This is a genomic window from Pseudomonas sp. GP01-A4, assembly GCF_058780865.1.
Genome location: NZ_JBYSWF010000004.1, coordinates 161,646 through 177,838 on the forward strand (window position 1 = coordinate 161,646; position 16,193 = coordinate 177,838).

Annotated in this window: 16 protein-coding genes and 2 pseudogenes; all 18 read right to left on the reverse strand. The window is 67.1% G+C overall.

The genetic code is table 11. From position 1 onward, the window contains the following. Positions 1 to 5: 5 nt before the first annotated feature. On the reverse strand, positions 6 to 539 hold the full coding sequence (locus tag AC3WKX_RS04820; protein WP_102604175.1) for an integrating conjugative element protein: 534 nt from the start codon (positions 537 to 539) through the stop codon (positions 6 to 8). After that, complete coding sequence (locus AC3WKX_RS04825) at positions 536 to 1,156, reverse strand: lysozyme family protein (RefSeq protein WP_102604174.1); 621 nt, start codon at positions 1,154 to 1,156, stop codon at positions 536 to 538. The genes AC3WKX_RS04820 and AC3WKX_RS04825 overlap by 4 nt, the downstream gene beginning before the upstream one ends. Beyond that, positions 1,144 to 1,860, reverse strand: a complete 717-nt coding sequence (locus tag AC3WKX_RS04830; protein WP_102604173.1) for a TIGR03759 family integrating conjugative element protein — start codon at positions 1,858 to 1,860, stop codon at positions 1,144 to 1,146. Before AC3WKX_RS04830 ends, AC3WKX_RS04825 begins: the two co-directional genes overlap by 13 nt. Positions 1,861 to 1,869: 9 nt before the next feature. Beyond that, complete coding sequence (locus AC3WKX_RS04835) at positions 1,870 to 2,517, reverse strand: hypothetical protein (RefSeq protein WP_047526658.1); 648 nt, start codon at positions 2,515 to 2,517, stop codon at positions 1,870 to 1,872. Next, on the reverse strand, positions 2,514 to 3,083 hold the full coding sequence (pilL2, locus tag AC3WKX_RS04840) for a PFGI-1 class ICE element type IV pilus protein PilL2 (protein WP_173883004.1): 570 nt from the start codon (positions 3,081 to 3,083) through the stop codon (positions 2,514 to 2,516). Before pilL2 ends, AC3WKX_RS04835 begins: the two co-directional genes overlap by 4 nt. Positions 3,084 to 3,280: 197 nt before the next feature. Then, complete coding sequence (locus tag AC3WKX_RS04845) at positions 3,281 to 5,554, reverse strand: helicase-related protein (protein WP_102604171.1); 2,274 nt, start codon at positions 5,552 to 5,554, stop codon at positions 3,281 to 3,283. Between the two features lie 100 nt (positions 5,555 to 5,654). Further along, positions 5,655 to 5,960: a hypothetical protein gene (locus AC3WKX_RS04850; RefSeq protein WP_024537150.1), complete on the reverse strand. Its 306-nt coding sequence runs from the start codon at positions 5,958 to 5,960 to the stop codon at positions 5,655 to 5,657. A gap of 101 nt (positions 5,961 to 6,061) precedes the next feature. After that, positions 6,062 to 7,171, reverse strand: coding sequence for a DUF6094 domain-containing protein (locus AC3WKX_RS04855; RefSeq protein ID WP_102604170.1), 1,110 nt, complete (start codon positions 7,169 to 7,171; stop codon positions 6,062 to 6,064). 64 nt (positions 7,172 to 7,235) lie between these two features. After that, complete coding sequence (locus tag AC3WKX_RS04860) at positions 7,236 to 7,886, reverse strand: hypothetical protein (RefSeq protein ID WP_047526651.1); 651 nt, start codon at positions 7,884 to 7,886, stop codon at positions 7,236 to 7,238. 84 nt (positions 7,887 to 7,970) lie between these two features. Next, positions 7,971 to 8,335, reverse strand: a pseudogene (locus tag AC3WKX_RS04865) (hypothetical protein). 89 nt (positions 8,336 to 8,424) lie between these two features. Continuing rightward, positions 8,425 to 9,035: pseudogene (locus tag AC3WKX_RS04870) on the reverse strand (DUF3275 family protein). Between the two features lie 56 nt (positions 9,036 to 9,091). After that, positions 9,092 to 9,643, reverse strand: coding sequence for an STY4534 family ICE replication protein (locus AC3WKX_RS04875; protein WP_102604169.1), 552 nt, complete (start codon positions 9,641 to 9,643; stop codon positions 9,092 to 9,094). 341 nt (positions 9,644 to 9,984) lie between these two features. Continuing rightward, a complete protein-coding gene (locus tag AC3WKX_RS04880; protein ID WP_102604168.1) occupies positions 9,985 to 10,350 on the reverse strand; it encodes a DUF3085 domain-containing protein in 366 nt (121 codons plus the stop codon). 64 nt (positions 10,351 to 10,414) lie between these two features. Further along, on the reverse strand, positions 10,415 to 11,212 hold the full coding sequence (locus tag AC3WKX_RS04885) for a GTPase (protein WP_102604167.1): 798 nt from the start codon (positions 11,210 to 11,212) through the stop codon (positions 10,415 to 10,417). Between the two features lie 291 nt (positions 11,213 to 11,503). Continuing rightward, on the reverse strand, positions 11,504 to 12,220 hold the full coding sequence (locus AC3WKX_RS04890; RefSeq protein ID WP_102604166.1) for a DUF5983 family protein: 717 nt from the start codon (positions 12,218 to 12,220) through the stop codon (positions 11,504 to 11,506). A 250-nt stretch (positions 12,221 to 12,470) separates the two neighbouring features. Beyond that, positions 12,471 to 12,863: a hypothetical protein gene (locus tag AC3WKX_RS04895; RefSeq protein ID WP_102604165.1), complete on the reverse strand. Its 393-nt coding sequence runs from the start codon at positions 12,861 to 12,863 to the stop codon at positions 12,471 to 12,473. A 25-nt stretch (positions 12,864 to 12,888) separates the two neighbouring features. Further along, the gene (locus AC3WKX_RS04900) at positions 12,889 to 13,125 is read right to left on the reverse strand and encodes a hypothetical protein (RefSeq protein WP_047526636.1); all 237 of its coding nucleotides are present in this window, start codon (positions 13,123 to 13,125) and stop codon (positions 12,889 to 12,891) included. Between the two features lie 778 nt (positions 13,126 to 13,903). Continuing rightward, positions 13,904 to 15,919: a DNA topoisomerase III gene (locus tag AC3WKX_RS04905; RefSeq protein WP_102604163.1), complete on the reverse strand. Its 2,016-nt coding sequence runs from the start codon at positions 15,917 to 15,919 to the stop codon at positions 13,904 to 13,906. Positions 15,920 to 16,193 lie beyond the last annotated feature (274 nt).

Below are 16,193 nucleotides of genomic sequence, written 5' to 3' on the forward strand. Positions count from 1 at the left end.
CGCACCTACTGCTCGACGCCGGTGGACGTGACGAGCACCGGGTAGTGGCGCAGGCCCAGGCGCTGGGCCAGGTCGTCGCCGGAGGCCGGCGAGAGGGTCAGGCCGGGAGCCAGCCTACGCAGCGCCGTCAGCGCGGCCATCGACTCCACGTTGACCACCAGGCCCACGGCCTGCAGCTCGCGCAGCACCGCCTGCCGCTGCCGCAGCCAGGCGCGCGAACGCTCGTCGTCGCCGATCAGGAACAGCGCCGTCAGGCCCGGCGCCCGGATGACGCGGCGCTGCACCTCGCCCGGCGACAGTTGCGTCGAGCGCACCGGCAGCATGGCGGCTTCGGCGTCGGCCGCGTTGCCCACGCGAGGGGCCGGCATCGGGGCCGGCGGCGCGGCCTGATCCGGCTGGGGATTCAGCGACTGGTAGTACGGCAGCGCGGAGTCACCGCCGCGGTCTTCGACGACGATCAGCGGCGCGGAGGCGGTCTGGGCGAAGACGGTGGTCGTGGACAGCAGCCCGATGGCGGCGATGAGGACGATGTGGTTCATGGCGTGGTGGCCTGGAGGGTTGGAACGGAAACGCCGGAGTCGAGCACGCGGGTCAGGTGCCGATGCACACTGCGCCGGTAGCGCGCCGCGGGTGCCCCGTCGGCGGGCCGGTGGTAGCGGCCGATGGCAAGCAGCCAGTCCTCGCCCGGCGTGTGCTGTTCGCGCAGGATTTCCGCAGCGATGGCGAGGTTGCGGTACGGGTCCAGCAGCTCGCAGGGCTGCGTGTAGCGATGCGTGTGGTAGCCGAGATTGACCTGGCCGAGGCCGGCGTCGATGCGATTGGCCTGCGTGTGGGCGAGCGCACGGTGCAGCCCCGCGCAGGCCTCGGCGCGGGTGGCATAGCGCTGTGGCGAGCCGGCGACGTTGAGCGTCCACGGCCACGGGATCAGGCGCCCGCGCAGCATGGCGCCGCTCTCCTGCAAGGCCACCGCGTACAGCACCGCCGCCGGCACGTCTGCACGATGCGCCGCCATTTGATAGGCCGGCGGCGGCACTTCCCGCGCCAGGGCGGCCAACGCCCAGCCGCCGGTGGCGAGCAGCAGCGCGGCGCTGGTGCAGCGGATGGCGACGCGGGATGGCCGACGCTTCCGGCCCGGAGTACCTATTACCGCTGCCATTGGCCGTTCACCTCGCGCACCACGGCCGGCAGATCGCCGGGCAGGCCCAGCGACAGCCAGCGCCCCGCATCGTGGTTGAGCGTGATGGTGCGGGCGCGCACCCTGGCCGGGTCGATGCCCGCCTGGGTGGCCCACTGCCGGATGCGCGCGTCGTCCTGACGGCTGCCGACCATGTAGAGATCGAAGGCTGTGCCGGCCGCTTGCAACTGCTGCACGCGCTGCGCGCACGGTGCGCAGTCGGCCTTGACGAAGATCGCCAGGCGCCCGGAGCCGGTGTTGCCGGCACCCTGCGCCTTGGCGCCGGGCAGGCTCACGCGCGGCTGGCCAGGAAACAGGCGCTGCCAGGCCGCGTCGTAGGCCCGCTGGTAGGCCAGCGTCTTGCCGACGCGCCGGGCCTCGGCCTGCACCTGCAACTCCGCGTAGCGCCTGCGCTCCTCCTCGCTGCGGGCCTCGATGCCCAGCGCGGTGAGCGGATCGAGCTGGGGCGAATAGACTCCGAGCGGCCCCTGCATCAGTTGCCGGTAACGCGCCCACTCCTCGGGGTGAAGCCCCCACTCCCGCGCCTGCCTCTCGTCGAGCGCGGCATCCGCGCCCGGCTGCACCTGGGTGGGCACCATGCGGGAGTTCGTCACCGGGGCCGGCTGGGCGGATGCGCCGAAAGCGGCGAACAGGACGACGGCAGCGAGCAACGAACGCAGGATCATGGCGACCTCCTACGGCACCGCGATGCGCTGCGTCTGGCCGTTCACCTGAAACACGCCCGCCTGCGCCTCGATGGACTGCAATTGCCAGTCGCCCTCGGCATCGCCCTCGCGCAGCAGCCGGGCGCCCGCGAGCGAGGCCGCGGCGGTGGAGGTGATCGACAGAAAGCGCTCGCCTCCCCGCAGCTCCACGCCGAGCACCCGGAACGGCGGCTCCGGTACCTTGGGTTTCGTCGCAACCGGAGCGCGCGGACGAGCGGCGGATGCCACCTGCCGGGCCTTCTCCAGGCGGGTTTCGATTGCGTTCACGCGCGCCTGCAGCGTCTGCAGGTCGATGGCCAAGGCCCTCGCCTCCTCGGCCTCTTCGAGGCGCGTCATCCGTTCGTCCAGCGCCTGCCGCGCGGTGGCGAATTCGGCCTGGCCGATCGGCGCCGGCCGGCGCTTGTCCGCATCGGCCTGTTGTTCGAGATCGGCCACGCGCAGGCCCAGCGCCTTGACCTGCGCATCCTGTGCGCTGCCCTGGGTCTGTTCGGCGAGCCGCGACAGGCCGACGTTGTTGATGACTGCCACGGCACTGATGAGCAGCAGCCAGAAGGCCGCGGCGATCTTGAGCCAGCGCGTGCGGGAATGGCGCTCGGATGGCGCTTGGGGAAAGGTCATGGCTGCATCTCCTCGGGCCGGTCGGCGTCCGGCACGGGCGTGGCGGTGCCGGGCGGGTCAGCGGAAAGGAAGGTAGGAGCACCGTGCCGGCTGAAGCAGACCTGGCGGGTCAAGTCATCGACCGACAGCTCCCAGGCGGGGCCGGCAAGGGTCAGCAAGGCATCGCGCAGCATCAGCGGGCCCAGGCGCAGATGTGCGGCAGGCAGCGGCAGCGCGTAGAGCGTAGCGGCCTCGGCCGCATTGCAGAGCCGATAGCCGGAACGCCGCAACACGTGGCGCATGGCATCGCCCACGCTGGCATCGAGCATGGGCGGAATCGAGACCTCCACCGCCTGCTGCAAGAGATCACGCTGCGCGGGCTCCGGCACCAGCTCGACCAGGGTGTAGCGGCCGTAGCGGGCCACCGGAACGAAACCCGGCTCCGGCGCGACGGCGGTCGGCGATGCGGACGGCACCGCTGGCGCAGACGGCGCGGCGGTCGTGGCGCAGCCGGCGGCCAACAGGCTGCCGGCCAGCAAGCCAGCGGCGAGGGCCAGGCGGTGAACAGCGCGGATGGATGGTTGCATGGAGGGCGCTTCCCTGGAACACGGAGCGCTCACCATCGCCGCCGCTTGGCCTGCGGGCAGCAAACAAAACGCACTGACGCCCGCCCGAATACATGGCGGGCGGCGCCATGGACTGTCATACGCCCAAGAAAAACGGCCCCGAAGGGCCGTGGAAAGAAGCCGGCGACCCCGAGGGGCCGCCGGCATGAGCACATGGATCAGACCGTGACAAGCTGCCGTGCCAGTGCCACCTCCACCGAGTCGCCGTCCTGGTTCAGGACATCGAGTCCGGACTCGGGCACGTCGCCCGACGTGCTCTGCGACACCATGATCTTCCGGGCCATCAACCCCAGGCAGGTCATCTGCGAGGAGTTGGCGTAGCCGAGGTAGATCACGCGCACCGGCTGCTTCTGGCCGATGCGCCATGAGCGCCGGGCGGCCTGCTGCAACGAATACACGTTGTAGCCGGACTGGAGGAACACGATGGTCGGGAACTCCAGCAAGTCCAGGCCGGTTTTCACCAGCTCGGGATTGGTGATGAGCACTTCGATGCCGCGGTCCAACTGCTCGGTGATCCAGTCTTCGCGGCGGGAGGCATCCACGCTCGCGCGCAGTACCGCCACCTTGAAACCTTCCTGCTCCAGCAGCACCTTCAAACGCGACGTGGTGTCGCGCGTGCCGGTGTAGACCGAATAGACCAGGGTCTTGCGCCCTTCTGCCTTCTCCTGCTTGCAGATCTCGATCAGCTCGCGTTCCTTGGGCATCACCTCCAGCTCGTTGAACTGAGCCGGAACGAACGCCAAGGTGTTGCGCGTGCGCGGACGCACCACGGTTTCCGACCGGAAGCAGCAGTCCGGCCAGGCCAGCAGCACGTTGAGGACTACACCGAGCAGCGTCGTGTCGCGCTTCGCCAGGGCCTGCTTCAGCTCCTGGGTCAGCCGACCCGCCAGATCGCGGTAGGCCGCGGCCTGCGCCGTGTCCATCGCGACTTCGCGGAACTCCTCGTCATAGGGCGGCAGCACGTTGCCACCGATGTCCTTCAACTTGAGGAAGACCGTGAACGGCAGGACGCAACGCAGCACGCCCTTCGGACCGAAACCCGGCGCCTTGACCGTGCGCACCGATACCTTGGTGCCCTTGGCCGTCTTGTGCGCCGTGCCAGTGCTCTCGGAATAGATGTCCTTCAAGACACCGTGATCGCGCATGAACGCCATCGCGGCCGACGTCATGCTGCCGCTCTTCGTCGGCCGGTAGCCGTCTTCGATCATCCGCCCCGGCAGGGCTCGGAACAGCAGGTGGAACAGGTCGTCGCCGTAGCCGCCCATCAGTGTGCCGGTGAGCAGCAGCGTCTTGCGCGCCTTGGCCGCCAACACCCCCATGGCCTGGCCCTGTGCGGAGCCGCCGTTCTTGTACTCGTGTGCCTCGTCGGCGATGAGCAGGTCGAACGTGCCTTGGGGAAGCTGCCTCTTGATGAACTCGGACGGCTGGTAGCCGCCCTCGCCGAAGCCGAACTCCATGTTGGCCATCGCACGTTCCATCCGATGGGCTTGCCGGTCCGAGAAGACCAGCTCGCCGTTGCCATCCATCAGGTTGATGAACTCGTGGATGTTGTCCCCGAGCATCGACGCGAGGAAGGCGTCACCGAACTTTTGCATCAGCTTCTGCGCGGTGACTTCCCCTATGGTTGGAATACGCTTCAGTGCCTTGAGCACGGTCGAGGACTGGTCGCTGGCGGACAGGCCTCTCGGACGGATCAACGACCACAGCGGTGCACGGCAGTGGCTGCACTTGCGGCGGGACTCCTCGGCTTCCAGCTCGACCGGGTTGATCGGCTCGCCGTCGAGGTCGGTGATGACATGCCCGCAATCCGGGCAGGCCCCCACGTCGCCGTGAGGCATGCGCCGCCGAACGAAGACAGGCTTCCAGTGGAACCCCATCCGCATACGCACGCGGCCCAGGACGAAGAACTCCTGGCCCTGGGCCGGCACGCCCAACTGCTCGCGCAGTTTCAGCAGCTTGACCAGCGTGTCCGGGCCATTGAGCACCCAGACCTTGGCGCCGGCCACCGTCTCCTGGATTTCGCGCCGCCACTTGTAGACCAGGTGGGGTGGCGAGAGCACCAGGGTGCGGCGGTAGCCTTCGGCGTTGAGCACGGCGGCGGTGGCAATACCCACCGTCGTCTTGCCGCAGCCCATCTCGCCATTGACGATCGCGGCGCGTTCGCCGCGATCGACCAACAGCTCGGTGACGGCATGGACCACATCGGCTTGCGCCGGGAACAGCTTGCGCTTGAGCGCGGCGAGGATCAGTTGCCGATTCACCCGCACCTGGCCGGTGTAGACCGGAGGATTGGCGCGGTTGAGCGAATCGAGCAACTCGTCGCCGAACTCCGATACGAAGTCCTGCAGGCTGAGCGTGAGGGGTGAAGCGGCCGCTTCGAGCAGGTCGCCCTGCACAGCGGTTTCGGGAATGGTTTCGAGATCGAGGGACATGGTGATGCTCCAAAGCAAATGGGGCATGCACCTCCCTCACGGGGCGGCGACATGCCCCTGGGGGGAAAGAAAGAAGCGGCGCGAGACCGCTGGATGGGGATCAGTATTCGCTGGGCAGCAGCAGCGTGGTGACGCTGCGATCCCATTCGGTGATGATCCAGAGCTTCAGGTTGGGCGTGACCTGGTAGGACGAGAACAGACGATCCTCGCCGGACTTCAGCGCGGCGTCGTTCTGCCGCCGATCGCTGTCGCTCAGGTCGCCCCATTCGCCATGAAGATGGCGGCGCAGGTACGGCGTGGGGTTGAGCCGGCCCTGTCGGACCAGCTCGTCGACGCCGGCGGTCATGACCACCTGCCCGGGCGAAAAGCGTGCTTGTGACGCGAGGTTGAGGACTGCGAGTGCCATGGTGGTTTCTCCTTCTGGAAGAAGGGGCCACGGCACCCCATCGGGGCGACGTGACCCCGGTGGGTGGATGAAAACGACGGCGAACCGTCAGGGAACAGCGATCAGCGGATGGTCAGCACTTCGCCCCACGTGGGCGAGCCCAGCGTCAAGTCCCATGCACGAATGACCGGCACGAACTTGTCGGTGAGGATGCGCGTCTCGGCCACGGAGCCGTCGTCGCGTTCGGTGTATTCCGTCTGGAGGGTCTTCTCCTTGTGGGTATCACCTTTGACGACGAGCACGCGCCCGCTCTTGGACTTCACTACGCCGGAGATCGCGCCTGCGGCCAGAGCCAGGGCGAGATGCCAGTGCGACAAGGCCCGCGCGGGCGGACGCAGCGATTGCTGCGCGGCGCCCAGGTGGGTATCGAGCGCCGGCCAGAGTCCTTGCAGCCGGCCGACTTCATCGGCGAACTGCTCGGGCTCCATCGTCACGCGATAGAAGTGCTCCGGCTCGGCCGGGCTGGCAGGGACGGTGTACGGCAGGAACGGCCATTCGAGCGGCAGTTCCTCGGCTTCGGCGTCACCCTGTCCGATCTGCAGCAGCAGACCGCGCACGGCTTTGACCGACTCCGACGCCTGGTCGCGTTGACGAATCCTGCGACCGAAGATCACTACCTGCTTGAACTGCGTTTCCACCGCACGGTAGATGCGCAGGTCGGCGAAGTGGCGCGTCAGCCATCCGACCAGCTCGGCGTCGAGCACGTAGTGCGGCACGATGAAGACCAGCACGCCACCGTACTGCAGCAGCGGCAGCGCGCGCTGATAGAACAACTTTTCCAGCCGCGCACGGCCCTGGCCCTGATAGCCGATGTTGCCGTTCACGTCCTTGCTCAGGTCGCCATACGGCGGGTTCAGCCACAGCAGCCCGAAGGACTGGCGCGAGATCAGCGTGTCCATCAGGTCACCGTGGATGCAGCGATCGACCAGTTGCCGTGCGTGGCGGGCACGCTCGGCGTCGTACTCGACGGCGAAGGCCTGGGCCTGCTCGCGCCCGAGGGCGTGGGCGGCTTCGGCGATCGCCACGCCTTCGCCGGCGCATGGATCGAGGAGGGACATGGCGCCGGGACACGGCGCCAGTGCGGACAAGGCCCGCTCCAGCGTCGGCTCGTCGGTGGGGAAGTAGCCGTTACGAATGAAATTGCGCGCCAGGCGCGGAAACATGAGTGCCATGGATTTCTCCTGATGATGGATGAGGGAAGGCGGGCACGCGCGGCGCGCATGCCCGTGGGATGGCTCACGCCACACGCCGAAGCGGTGCGTTCGCGGCCAGTTCGTACTGCGCGGCGCCAAGGGTGCCGTTGCGGATCAGCTCGCCCAGCGCCTTCGTCAGCGCCGGGACATCGAGGGCCAGCCGATGGCCTTCCAGCGGCCCGAGGGCCAAGGGAAGACCGGTCAGCATCCGTCGTGTCTGCAACAGCTCCAGCACGGTGTCGCGCCAGTGGTCGAGCAGTGGCAGCGGGCAGGTGTCCTGCACCAGCGTCCACAGCCGGTCGAGCCGGTGAGCGGAATCCCTGGGCAGAAGCGCCAGCGCGCTGGCGTTGGCCTTGTCTGGCTTCACGCAGCGACGATCGAACAGCCACACATTCGTCAGCGAACCGAACAGCGTTCGCCGATAGGCGCGGGTGATGCGCTTTTCCAGGTTCTCGACGTTGCCGACGAAGACCGGGATGGATGCGCCCCGCTCGGTGATGACGTGGAACTGGTCCAGCCCCTGTTCATCCCGGCTGAGGGTCAGGCGGGCGAGGAACTCCTGAACGGCGGTGTCGCGCGCCCAGATCGAGAGAAAGACGAGATTGCCCTGCTCGTCACCGACGCAACCGTCGGCCATGAGGTCGGGGCATTCGTCGATGCGGTACAGCGGTTTCGCGGAAGAAGGTGCAGGCATGGTGATGTCCTCTTGGAAAAGAAGGAGCAACCACAGCCCGCGGGGCCGTGCTCGCCCCGGTTGGGTGAAGGAAGATGCGTGCCGCTAGACGGTGCGTCCTGCGTGGAAGCGGTGAACCCGCTCGCGCCACTCGGAGCTTTGCACCGGCGCCATGTCGAGATAGCGCAGCGGGCACGAGTAGTAGTACGGATGCGCGGACTCATCGAGGGACTGTAGCCCCAATCGCCGCCCGAGCTTTCCAGCAGGTGGCAGCCGATGTAGCAGACGGACTCACCGGCCGCGAGGCCCATGACGCCCGCCTGCCTGGCGGTGACGCGAACCACGGTCCACAGAACGTCGCCGTCCAGCGTGTGGTCGATGACTTCGCAGCAAGCGCGTTCGGACGCCTGCGGAGCGATCAGCTCGCGGATCAACTGATCGCGCGTCTGACGAACGAAGGTCCAGCCCATGAAGGTCTCCTTGAAGAAATGGCCGGAGCCCTCCCCGTCGGGCGAGAACCCCGGCGGGTGGCGGAATGCCGCGCAAGGCGGCGGATGGATCAGGCAGCTTTGAGGTGCCAGCCCTGGGACAACGGAGCGAACTCGTAGCCCAGCTTGTCGAGACGGTCGCGCTGCTGACGCAGCACACGACGATCCACGGTCGCATCGAGCTTCACGGTCTCGCCCAGGGGCCACAAGGCGCCGAACAGCGCCGCGTCGTCTGCCTCGGTCGAGGCCGCAGCGGACACGGGAGCCGGTTCGCTGCCGAACGGCGTGGTATCGACCAGGGGATCGCGCGGACTGCGCGGCTTCGCCTTCGGCTTGGCCGGGGCGTTGCCGGCACGGGCGCCTGCGCTTCCTCGTCGATCGGATCGACTTCCTGCGGACTCAGCCGGCGGGCTTCGTCGCGGCTCAGGGCGTCGATGTTGGACAGCGTCATCCCGCCCAGATGGGCGCGGATCTCGATGACCATGCGGCCGTTGGCGTTGTACGTGGAGGGGCGAATCTCGACGATGACGAAATCACCGTCGTACTTGCCCTCGCGGTACTGATCGAGTTCGGCGTTCTTCACGACGAACTCGCCGATCGAGGTCGCCAGGCGGCCGACGTTGAAGTCGCCGTTGCGGCCGTGGATGGTCTTGATGGCCAGTTGGCCGGGGATGGTGATCATGAAGGTCTCCCTGCGGACGAAGAGAAGACAAGGCCCCGGGGATGGGGCCTTGCGGATCAGAACGACTCTGCAACGGCCAATGCGGGGGCATCGGCAGCGTCGTCGGCAGCATCGGCGACGGGCTTGGAAGGCTCCGGTGCCGGGGCTTGCTGCGCGGCGGGCGCGTCGGACGTCACAGGGACTTCCGGGTCGCGCTCGTCGGTCTCGGTCGGCTTGGGTTCGGCCTTGTAGACGAGCTTGCCGTCGACCTTGATCCAACTGACGAACAGCAGGCGGGCCTTGAGGCTCACACCCTGCTCGCCGGCACGCTCCCCCTTGGAGTAGGTGAAGGTGTCGGTCCACAGGTCGCCCAGGCGGAAGCCGATCATCACCTTCTTCTCGGCGTCGACCGCCTGAATGCAGCGGCGTACCAGGTGCTGCGCTTCCGATCCCGATACGCGCGTGTCGAAACGCACATACGAGACGTCATCGCTGGGACCGTTCAAAGCCGCGATGTCGCAGGCCAGGAACGCATCGCCTTTCTTGGGCTTCACTTCGCGGATGCGATTGAGATACCCGAGGCCGGTGATGTGCAGATCGAAGTAGGACTTTTCGTTGGAAGTGGTCATGGTGAATCTCCCGGGAACAATGAGGCGGAGACACACCCGACCCAAGGTGGGGAAGGTGTGGAACCCCCGCGTGGGTTGATGGAACAGCTTGGTGGCATCGCCATCGAGAACCGATGGCCGTTCGCGCATGGATGCCGGTGCGAACTGGAGGGTGATCAACGCGGTCGGAACCGCGTCGCAGCCTTGAAGATCGTGGCTGCCTGGGCATGTCGCTGACGGACGTCAGCGGAACATGGCCGGAAGCGTCGCGCCGGGACGGCGCGCAGGCGAGCGGCAATCGGCACTCGCGGCTGTCCGCATTGCCGGGAAGAAAGAGGCCCCCGGAGACCAGGGATGGGCGGTCAGTTGCCGCTGGGCGTGGGAGGAACCGCCTGCATCGACAGGTGTGTCGCGGTGGCGGACACGTCGAGGTCGTCATCGCTGTGCAGGATGCGCGCAAACACGCCCTCCTGCAGATCGAAGAACTCGCCGAAGTCGTCGCCACCGAACTCGGCGCGCGCCAGCTCCCACCAGTCATCGAACGCATCGACATCCGGGTTGCAGCCGGCGGCATAGGCGATGGTCTTCTGGCGACCATCGGGTCGGCGCTCGCCGCGCTCGGCCAGGAAGTACACGCCGTGATCCTTGACCAGGATGACGCGGCATTGATTCGCCACCGCTTCGGCGAGCACGGGCCGCAGCTCCGTGCCTTTGAATCGAACAGTCATGGGTGTGGTCTCCAGGGAGGCAGGAAGAGGCTTCCCGCCGCAAGGGCGGGAAGCCTCTGGGAGGTCAGTGCCGGACAGCCTTGCGACTCGACAGGCACTGCACGCGGATGCGTCTCCAGCTTCCGTCGTCGATCAGCCGTTCCAGCGTCTCGCCGAGGGTGTCGAAGAACACCTCATCGACCCGTTCAATCAGCTCGCCGTCGCGGCGCAGCTCCACCGCGTAGAGGTCGAGGCCACGCTCATACAGCACGGTGACGCAACCCTGGAACTTCATCGTGGCGACGGTGAAGCCGATGGCCGGTGGCGTGCGGATGATGTCGGTGGGCAGCGGATCGACCCAGGTGATGTCCCGCGCACCGGCATCCACCAGCATGTGGGTGATGCTCCGAAAGCCGTCGGGAGCGGGCAACTGCTCCAGTTGGTCGACCAGTTCCTGCAGCTCGGGGCAGCGCGGCTCGGGGATCGGCAGCTTCGCCGGTGCGGACCCGAGCACGAACCGCTTCACCGTGTAGGGCTGGCCGTCGGCGGTGAACTCGGTTTGCTCCTCGGGCGTGTCCGCCCGCTGACCGTCGAAGCGGCGTCTGACATAGGGTTCGATCTGCACCTTGGCGCCCTCGTGGGGCACTTCGGTCACGAGGGTGCGATCGAGCACCGCGAACTCGGCCCGTCCCGTCTTGACGACGATGGCCTCGTCGGTGGTGGCGATGACCTTGCCCTCGAAAGGCTTCGGGTCGATGTGAAAGCCCAGCGTCGAAACCTTGGGCTGGCCGTCGAAGATGTTGAACTTGAACGAACGGACGTTGGAAGGCACATGACCGACGACGAGTGTCGGCATCTGTGCGCGGATGGCTTGGGTATCCATGGGGAGACTCCTTGTGGCAACCAAGGGACTCCCGCCCGCAAAGGAGGTCTGTCCCTTGAGGGTGAGGTGGATGGACGCGGGTGCGCCCGGAGAACGAAGCAACCAGCACGGCGAACCGCGCCGCAGTCTTGAAAGTCTCGACTGCCTGGGCATGCTGCCGGCAACGCCAGCGAACATGCTGGCCAGCGTGCAGCACATCGCGGCGGCCGTCCGTTGGGAATCGGCAATGCGCCGGCACCGCGTTCCGCGAAAAAGAAGAGCCCCGACGTGGGGGCTCGAATGGGTTGCGGGTTACTCGTCGTCGTAGAGCGTCAGCCCGTCCAGCACGGGCGCGTCGGCATCGAACACCAACATGCGAACGTCAGCGAGCGCAGCCAGGTGCAACACTTCCACGAGGGACTCCGGCACGCCCTTGGCCCGGTGCTCCTGCCGCAGCTCTTCGGCGGTGATGCCCTCGACATGCTGCAGGTTCGCATCCGTCCAGGGCGTGGCGATCAGCTTCACGCCGACCGCCGGGCTGTAGGGAATGCGGAAGGCCACGAACAAAAAACCGCTCGGCGTGGCGATGTCCGCCAGTTCGGCGAGGAAGCGGCCGGCCTCCTCGGTGATGTGCGCCGAACTGATTTCCCAAGCACGGCTGTAGAAGCCGGTCTCGAAGCGCAGGCGGCGTACCACCTCGCGCGCGGCTTCCTCGGAGTAGGTATCGCCGACGTGCAGCGGCTGGCCGGCTTCTTCGGCCATGACGGCGTAGACGAGGTTTCGGGCGATACCGTGGCTGGGGCACTGCGCGTCCAGCTCGGGCGGCACGTTCTGGCCCTCGGTGATCAGCGCGAAGTCGTCGCAGAAGACGCAAGCATGGCGCTCGACCTGGCTGTCCGGCAGGTGCGACTGCGAGACGTGCAGCGGCAGATAGCTCAGCGGGCAGTCGTCGTCGTAGGAAATCGCCAGCAGCCGCTGCACGGACAGGCCATCGTAGCCGCGGACGAAGGTATTTTTGGAGTGAGACATGGGATTCCTCCAGCAGAGGATGGCCGAGGCAATCCCCTGCCGGGGATTGAACCCCAGCAAGTGGATGAAGTGGCAACCGGTCAGCCGGCCGCGGCGTCGGGCCGCCCTGGTGGCGGGCGGTGCAGGTCAGTGGAAAATGGTGATTCGGGACATGGCCGCTCCTGCGAAAGGAAGGAGGGAAATGGCCCCGAACGGGGACGCATGTCCCTCGTGGGGTGGGATGACAGGACGGTGGGTTGCGAGGCGCGGCTCACCAGCCGTTGTAGTGCAGCGTGAGGTCAGCGATGACCTGGCGCCGTTCCAGATCGAGGCCGCCGAAGTCGGACAGCCCCTCGAAGCCGCAACGCTTGAGCATCGCGCCGCCCTCGCGGGAGTTGTAGAAGCTCACCATCGCGGACACGAACATGCGTTGACCGCTGCTCAGCACACCCAGGGCGTCGTTGAGCATCAGCATGTTGGGCCGCAGGTCCCACTTGGTGGTGGCACGCTGCAGACCTTCGCGTGTGCCGTCGCCGAACCACTCGTGGCCGGCGATCTGCGCGCCGCGCTTCCAGGCCTCGAAGAAGGCTTGCGGTGCAGTGTCGAAGTGCGCCTGTTCCAGCGCCATCTGATCGAGCACGTCTTCGGGTAAAGACAGATTCATGAGAGAACTCCTTGAAGGGTGGGAATCAGGGGTGAGCGCGCTGTGTCCAGGCATGGGTATCCAGGGCGCGCTGTGCTGCGAGGTGGTTCGGGAAATACTCGACGGACTCCCGCGATACCGGGCCTTCGTCGTCTTGTGTGCCGATGTAGTGGCCGGCCGCACTGCGCAGCACCTGTAGCGGCAAACGCTTGCCGGTCCAGGTCAGCGCCAGCGCACCACTGCGCGCTGCGGTTGCAGAGGAAGATGCGGAAGGTTCAGACATGCCGTGCTCCTTGCTGGGTCGGGGAGCACGCATCCCGCAGGGGATGGGGTTCCCCTCGGGTGGTTGAGAAAAGTGCATCGTCGCCAGGCCGGCGAGCGTCCGCGGTGGGCGATGCGAAGCGGACTGGATCGGTCAACGCGGCGAACCGCGTTGCAGTCTTGAAGACCGAGACTGCCAGGGCATGCCGCTGACGACTGTCAGCAACGCATGGCGTGAGGATGGGCGCGAAGCATGGCTGCCGTCGCAGGGAAAACCGAATCGCGGACGGCCCGCTTTAGGGCAGGCCCACGTCACGGGACAAGGCAAGGACCAGGGCGCCGAAGACCACGCGGGCCTTCGGCTGGAGAGGAAGGAGAACCACCTGTGGGCTGCGTCAGCGCGGGCCGTCGTCAAAGCCGTTCGCTGCGTCAGCAAGCGCACCCGGCCCGTTTCGTGGCTGGGGCCGGAAACCTCTGGCGTGCATCCACACACAAAGGGAGCCCGTTGTTCCGCCGGCGGGCACCGGCCAGGAATACCCTCGGCCCAAGGGGCCTCCTCACGGCTCGCGCGGCGGCAAGGCGTCAGGAAGCCCCTCGTGACCGAGGCAAGGCACACCGATCAAGGGAATGGCGGCAGGCGCGATTCGTGGAGCAATGACCTTCTCGCCCCGTCGCCCGATGGCGGGCAGACGGGGCGCGCACACCGTTGCAGAAGGAGACGCGCGCTTTGGAGTCCCGCGCGGTGCGGGACGTTTGCCTCGCCGCCAGTGAAGTGGCCGACGCGGCAGGGGAAGCGAGGATCAGGACGCCTTGGAGGCAGCGCGCCGCTTGCGCGGTGCGCTGCGCCGGCCCGTCGGGGACTCGATCGGCAACGTGCCCTTGCAGTCCGGGTAGCGCGAACAGGACCAGAACGCGCCGCTCTTGCCCGTGCGCTGCTGCATCGGTGCGGCGCACTGCGGGCAGGCCGGCGCCGGCAGCAGCTTGAGCGAGAGCGTCGCGCCGCGGTACTGCTGCACGAGCTGACCGACCCACACGGACTGCTTCTCGATGAAGGTGTCCAACGCCATCTGGCCGGCCTCGATCATGTCCAGCGCCTGCTCCCACACCGCCGTGGTGCCGGGGTCGGCGATGGCCGAGGGCACCGCGTCGATGAGCGTGAATGCTGCGTCGGAAGCGCGGACGGCACGGCCTTTCTTGACCAGGTAGCCGCGACCGATCAGACCGTTGATGATGTTGGCGCGTGTCGCCTCGGTGCCGATGCCGGTGGTATCTCGCAGCTTCTGTTTCAGCCGGGGGTCAGTCACGAACTTGGCGACGGTCTTCATGTCCTTGATCAGCTCGCCCTGCGTGTAGGGTTTGGGCGGCAGGGTCTTCAGTGCCTTGAGATCCACCTTTCCGACCGGGCAGGACAGGCCCGCATGCAGGGCGGGCAGCACCCGGCTGCGCTGCGCATCCTCGCCATCGGCATCGTCCGGCCCCGGCGTCGCCAGCACCTCGCGCCAGCCGGTGACGGCGATCTGGTTGCCCACGGCCGCCAGCGACTGACTGCCGCACGAGAACTGCGCAACCGTGCGGTCGAACTCATGGTGCGGGAGGAGCTGCGCGAGGTAGTGGGCGCGGATCAGCCGGTAGACGGCCAGTTCCTTCTCGTTCATGGCCGACAGGTTGGCGGGCTCCAGCGTCGGGATGATGCCGTGGTGAGCCGACACCTTGCCGTCGTTCCACGCACGCGAGCGCTGGTTGCGGTCGAGGCGGTCGATCAGAGGGCGCAGGCCGGGATCGGTCTTGACCAAACTGTCCAGCACCGTCGGCACTTCGACCAGCATGTTCTCGGGCAAGTAGCCCGAGTCCGAGCGCGGATACGTTGTCGCCTTGTGCGTCTCGTACAGCGACTGGGCAATGTCCAGCGTCTCCTGCACGTCGAGGCCCAACTGCTTGGAGCACACCTCCTGCAACGTGCCCAGGTCGAACGGCAGCGGCGGCCCTTCGCGCACGCGCTCGGTTTCTACCGACAGCACCTGGGCGCTGCCGGCGGCGCGCATGCGGTCGGCGGCCTGCTGGGCGACCGGCTGTTGCAAGCAACGGCCAGCATCGTCGATACAACCCTGCGGCGGCGTCCAGCTTGCGATGAAGGATTGGCCGGCATGGGACAGCGTGACCTCGATCGCCCAGAACGGCACCGAGACGAAACGTGCGATCTCGCGATCAAGATCCACCACCAGCTTCAGCGTCGGCGTCTGCACCCGGCCCACCGACAGCACGCCGGTGTAGCCGGCCTGGCGACCTAGAAGCGTAAACAACCGGCTTAGGTTCATGCCGATCAACCAGTCGGCACGCGAACGGGCCAGGGCCGAGTAGTACAGCGGCAGCGTCTCCGCCGAGGGCTTGAGCGCACCCAGTGCCTTGCGGATCGACGCATCGTTAAGCGCCGACAGCCACAGGCGCTGAATCGGCCCGCGGTAGCCGCATAGGTCGATGATCTCGCGGGCGATCATCTCGCCCTCGCGGTCGGCGTCGGTCGCAATCACCAGCTCGCCCGCCTTGGCGACGAGCTGCTGCACGACCTTGAATTGCGCTGCGGTCGCCGCCTTAGGCTCGACACGCCAACGCTCAGGAAGAATGGGCAGTTGCTCGATGGCCCAGCGCTTGTATTGATCGCCGTAGCCTTCGGGCGGAACCGCCTCCACCAGATGACCGATGCACCAGGTCACGACGACACCGGCGCCGCTGTAGCAGCCGTTGCCGCGTTGACCGGCACCCAGCACACGGGCGATGTCCTTGCCTTGGGACGGCTTCTCGCACAGGAACACGCGCATGAAGCCTCCTTGGAAATGTGCGGTTCATCGGATGGGCGTCAGCTTGGCGGGGCCAGGAGATGCCGGCAGCAAGGAAGGCGATTGATGCAGACACCGCTTTGTGATCGGCCGGCGGTCCGTTGCCGCAGCGGTGCGCATAGACCGCAGGAGCTGGCACAGCAAGAGCATCGTTTCGGGAGGGCGGCTGGAACTCCGTGTACGACCTTGGAGCTATCCCCTGGGGATAGCTCGCTGGTGCACGCGGGCGTATGACGGTTGCTACAGCCGCCCTCGG

Coding starts and splice junctions, on each gene's coding strand:
- AC3WKX_RS04885 (WP_102604167.1), bottom strand. CDS start 11,212: ATGGATACCCAAGCCATCCGCGCACAGATGCCGACACTCGTCGTCGGT.
- AC3WKX_RS04880 (WP_102604168.1), bottom strand. CDS start 10,350: ATGACTGTTCGATTCAAAGGCACGGAGCTGCGGCCCGTGCTCGCCGAA.
- AC3WKX_RS04905 (WP_102604163.1), bottom strand. CDS start 15,919: ATGCGCGTGTTCCTGTGCGAGAAGCCGTCCCAAGGCAAGGACATCGCC.
- AC3WKX_RS04895 (WP_102604165.1), bottom strand. CDS start 12,863: ATGAATCTGTCTTTACCCGAAGACGTGCTCGATCAGATGGCGCTGGAA.
- AC3WKX_RS04860 (WP_047526651.1), bottom strand. CDS start 7,886: ATGCCTGCACCTTCTTCCGCGAAACCGCTGTACCGCATCGACGAATGC.
- AC3WKX_RS04845 (WP_102604171.1), bottom strand. CDS start 5,554: ATGTCCCTCGATCTCGAAACCATTCCCGAAACCGCTGTGCAGGGCGAC.
- pilL2 (WP_173883004.1), bottom strand. CDS start 3,083: ATGCAACCATCCATCCGCGCTGTTCACCGCCTGGCCCTCGCCGCTGGC.
- AC3WKX_RS04835 (WP_047526658.1), bottom strand. CDS start 2,517: ATGACCTTTCCCCAAGCGCCATCCGAGCGCCATTCCCGCACGCGCTGG.
- AC3WKX_RS04850 (WP_024537150.1), bottom strand. CDS start 5,960: ATGGCACTCGCAGTCCTCAACCTCGCGTCACAAGCACGCTTTTCGCCC.
- AC3WKX_RS04890 (WP_102604166.1), bottom strand. CDS start 12,220: ATGTCTCACTCCAAAAATACCTTCGTCCGCGGCTACGATGGCCTGTCC.
- AC3WKX_RS04825 (WP_102604174.1), bottom strand. CDS start 1,156: ATGGCAGCGGTAATAGGTACTCCGGGCCGGAAGCGTCGGCCATCCCGC.
- AC3WKX_RS04875 (WP_102604169.1), bottom strand. CDS start 9,643: ATGACCACTTCCAACGAAAAGTCCTACTTCGATCTGCACATCACCGGC.
- AC3WKX_RS04900 (WP_047526636.1), bottom strand. CDS start 13,125: ATGTCTGAACCTTCCGCATCTTCCTCTGCAACCGCAGCGCGCAGTGGT.
- AC3WKX_RS04855 (WP_102604170.1), bottom strand. CDS start 7,171: ATGGCACTCATGTTTCCGCGCCTGGCGCGCAATTTCATTCGTAACGGC.
- AC3WKX_RS04830 (WP_102604173.1), bottom strand. CDS start 1,860: ATGATCCTGCGTTCGTTGCTCGCTGCCGTCGTCCTGTTCGCCGCTTTC.
- AC3WKX_RS04820 (WP_102604175.1), bottom strand. CDS start 539: ATGAACCACATCGTCCTCATCGCCGCCATCGGGCTGCTGTCCACGACC.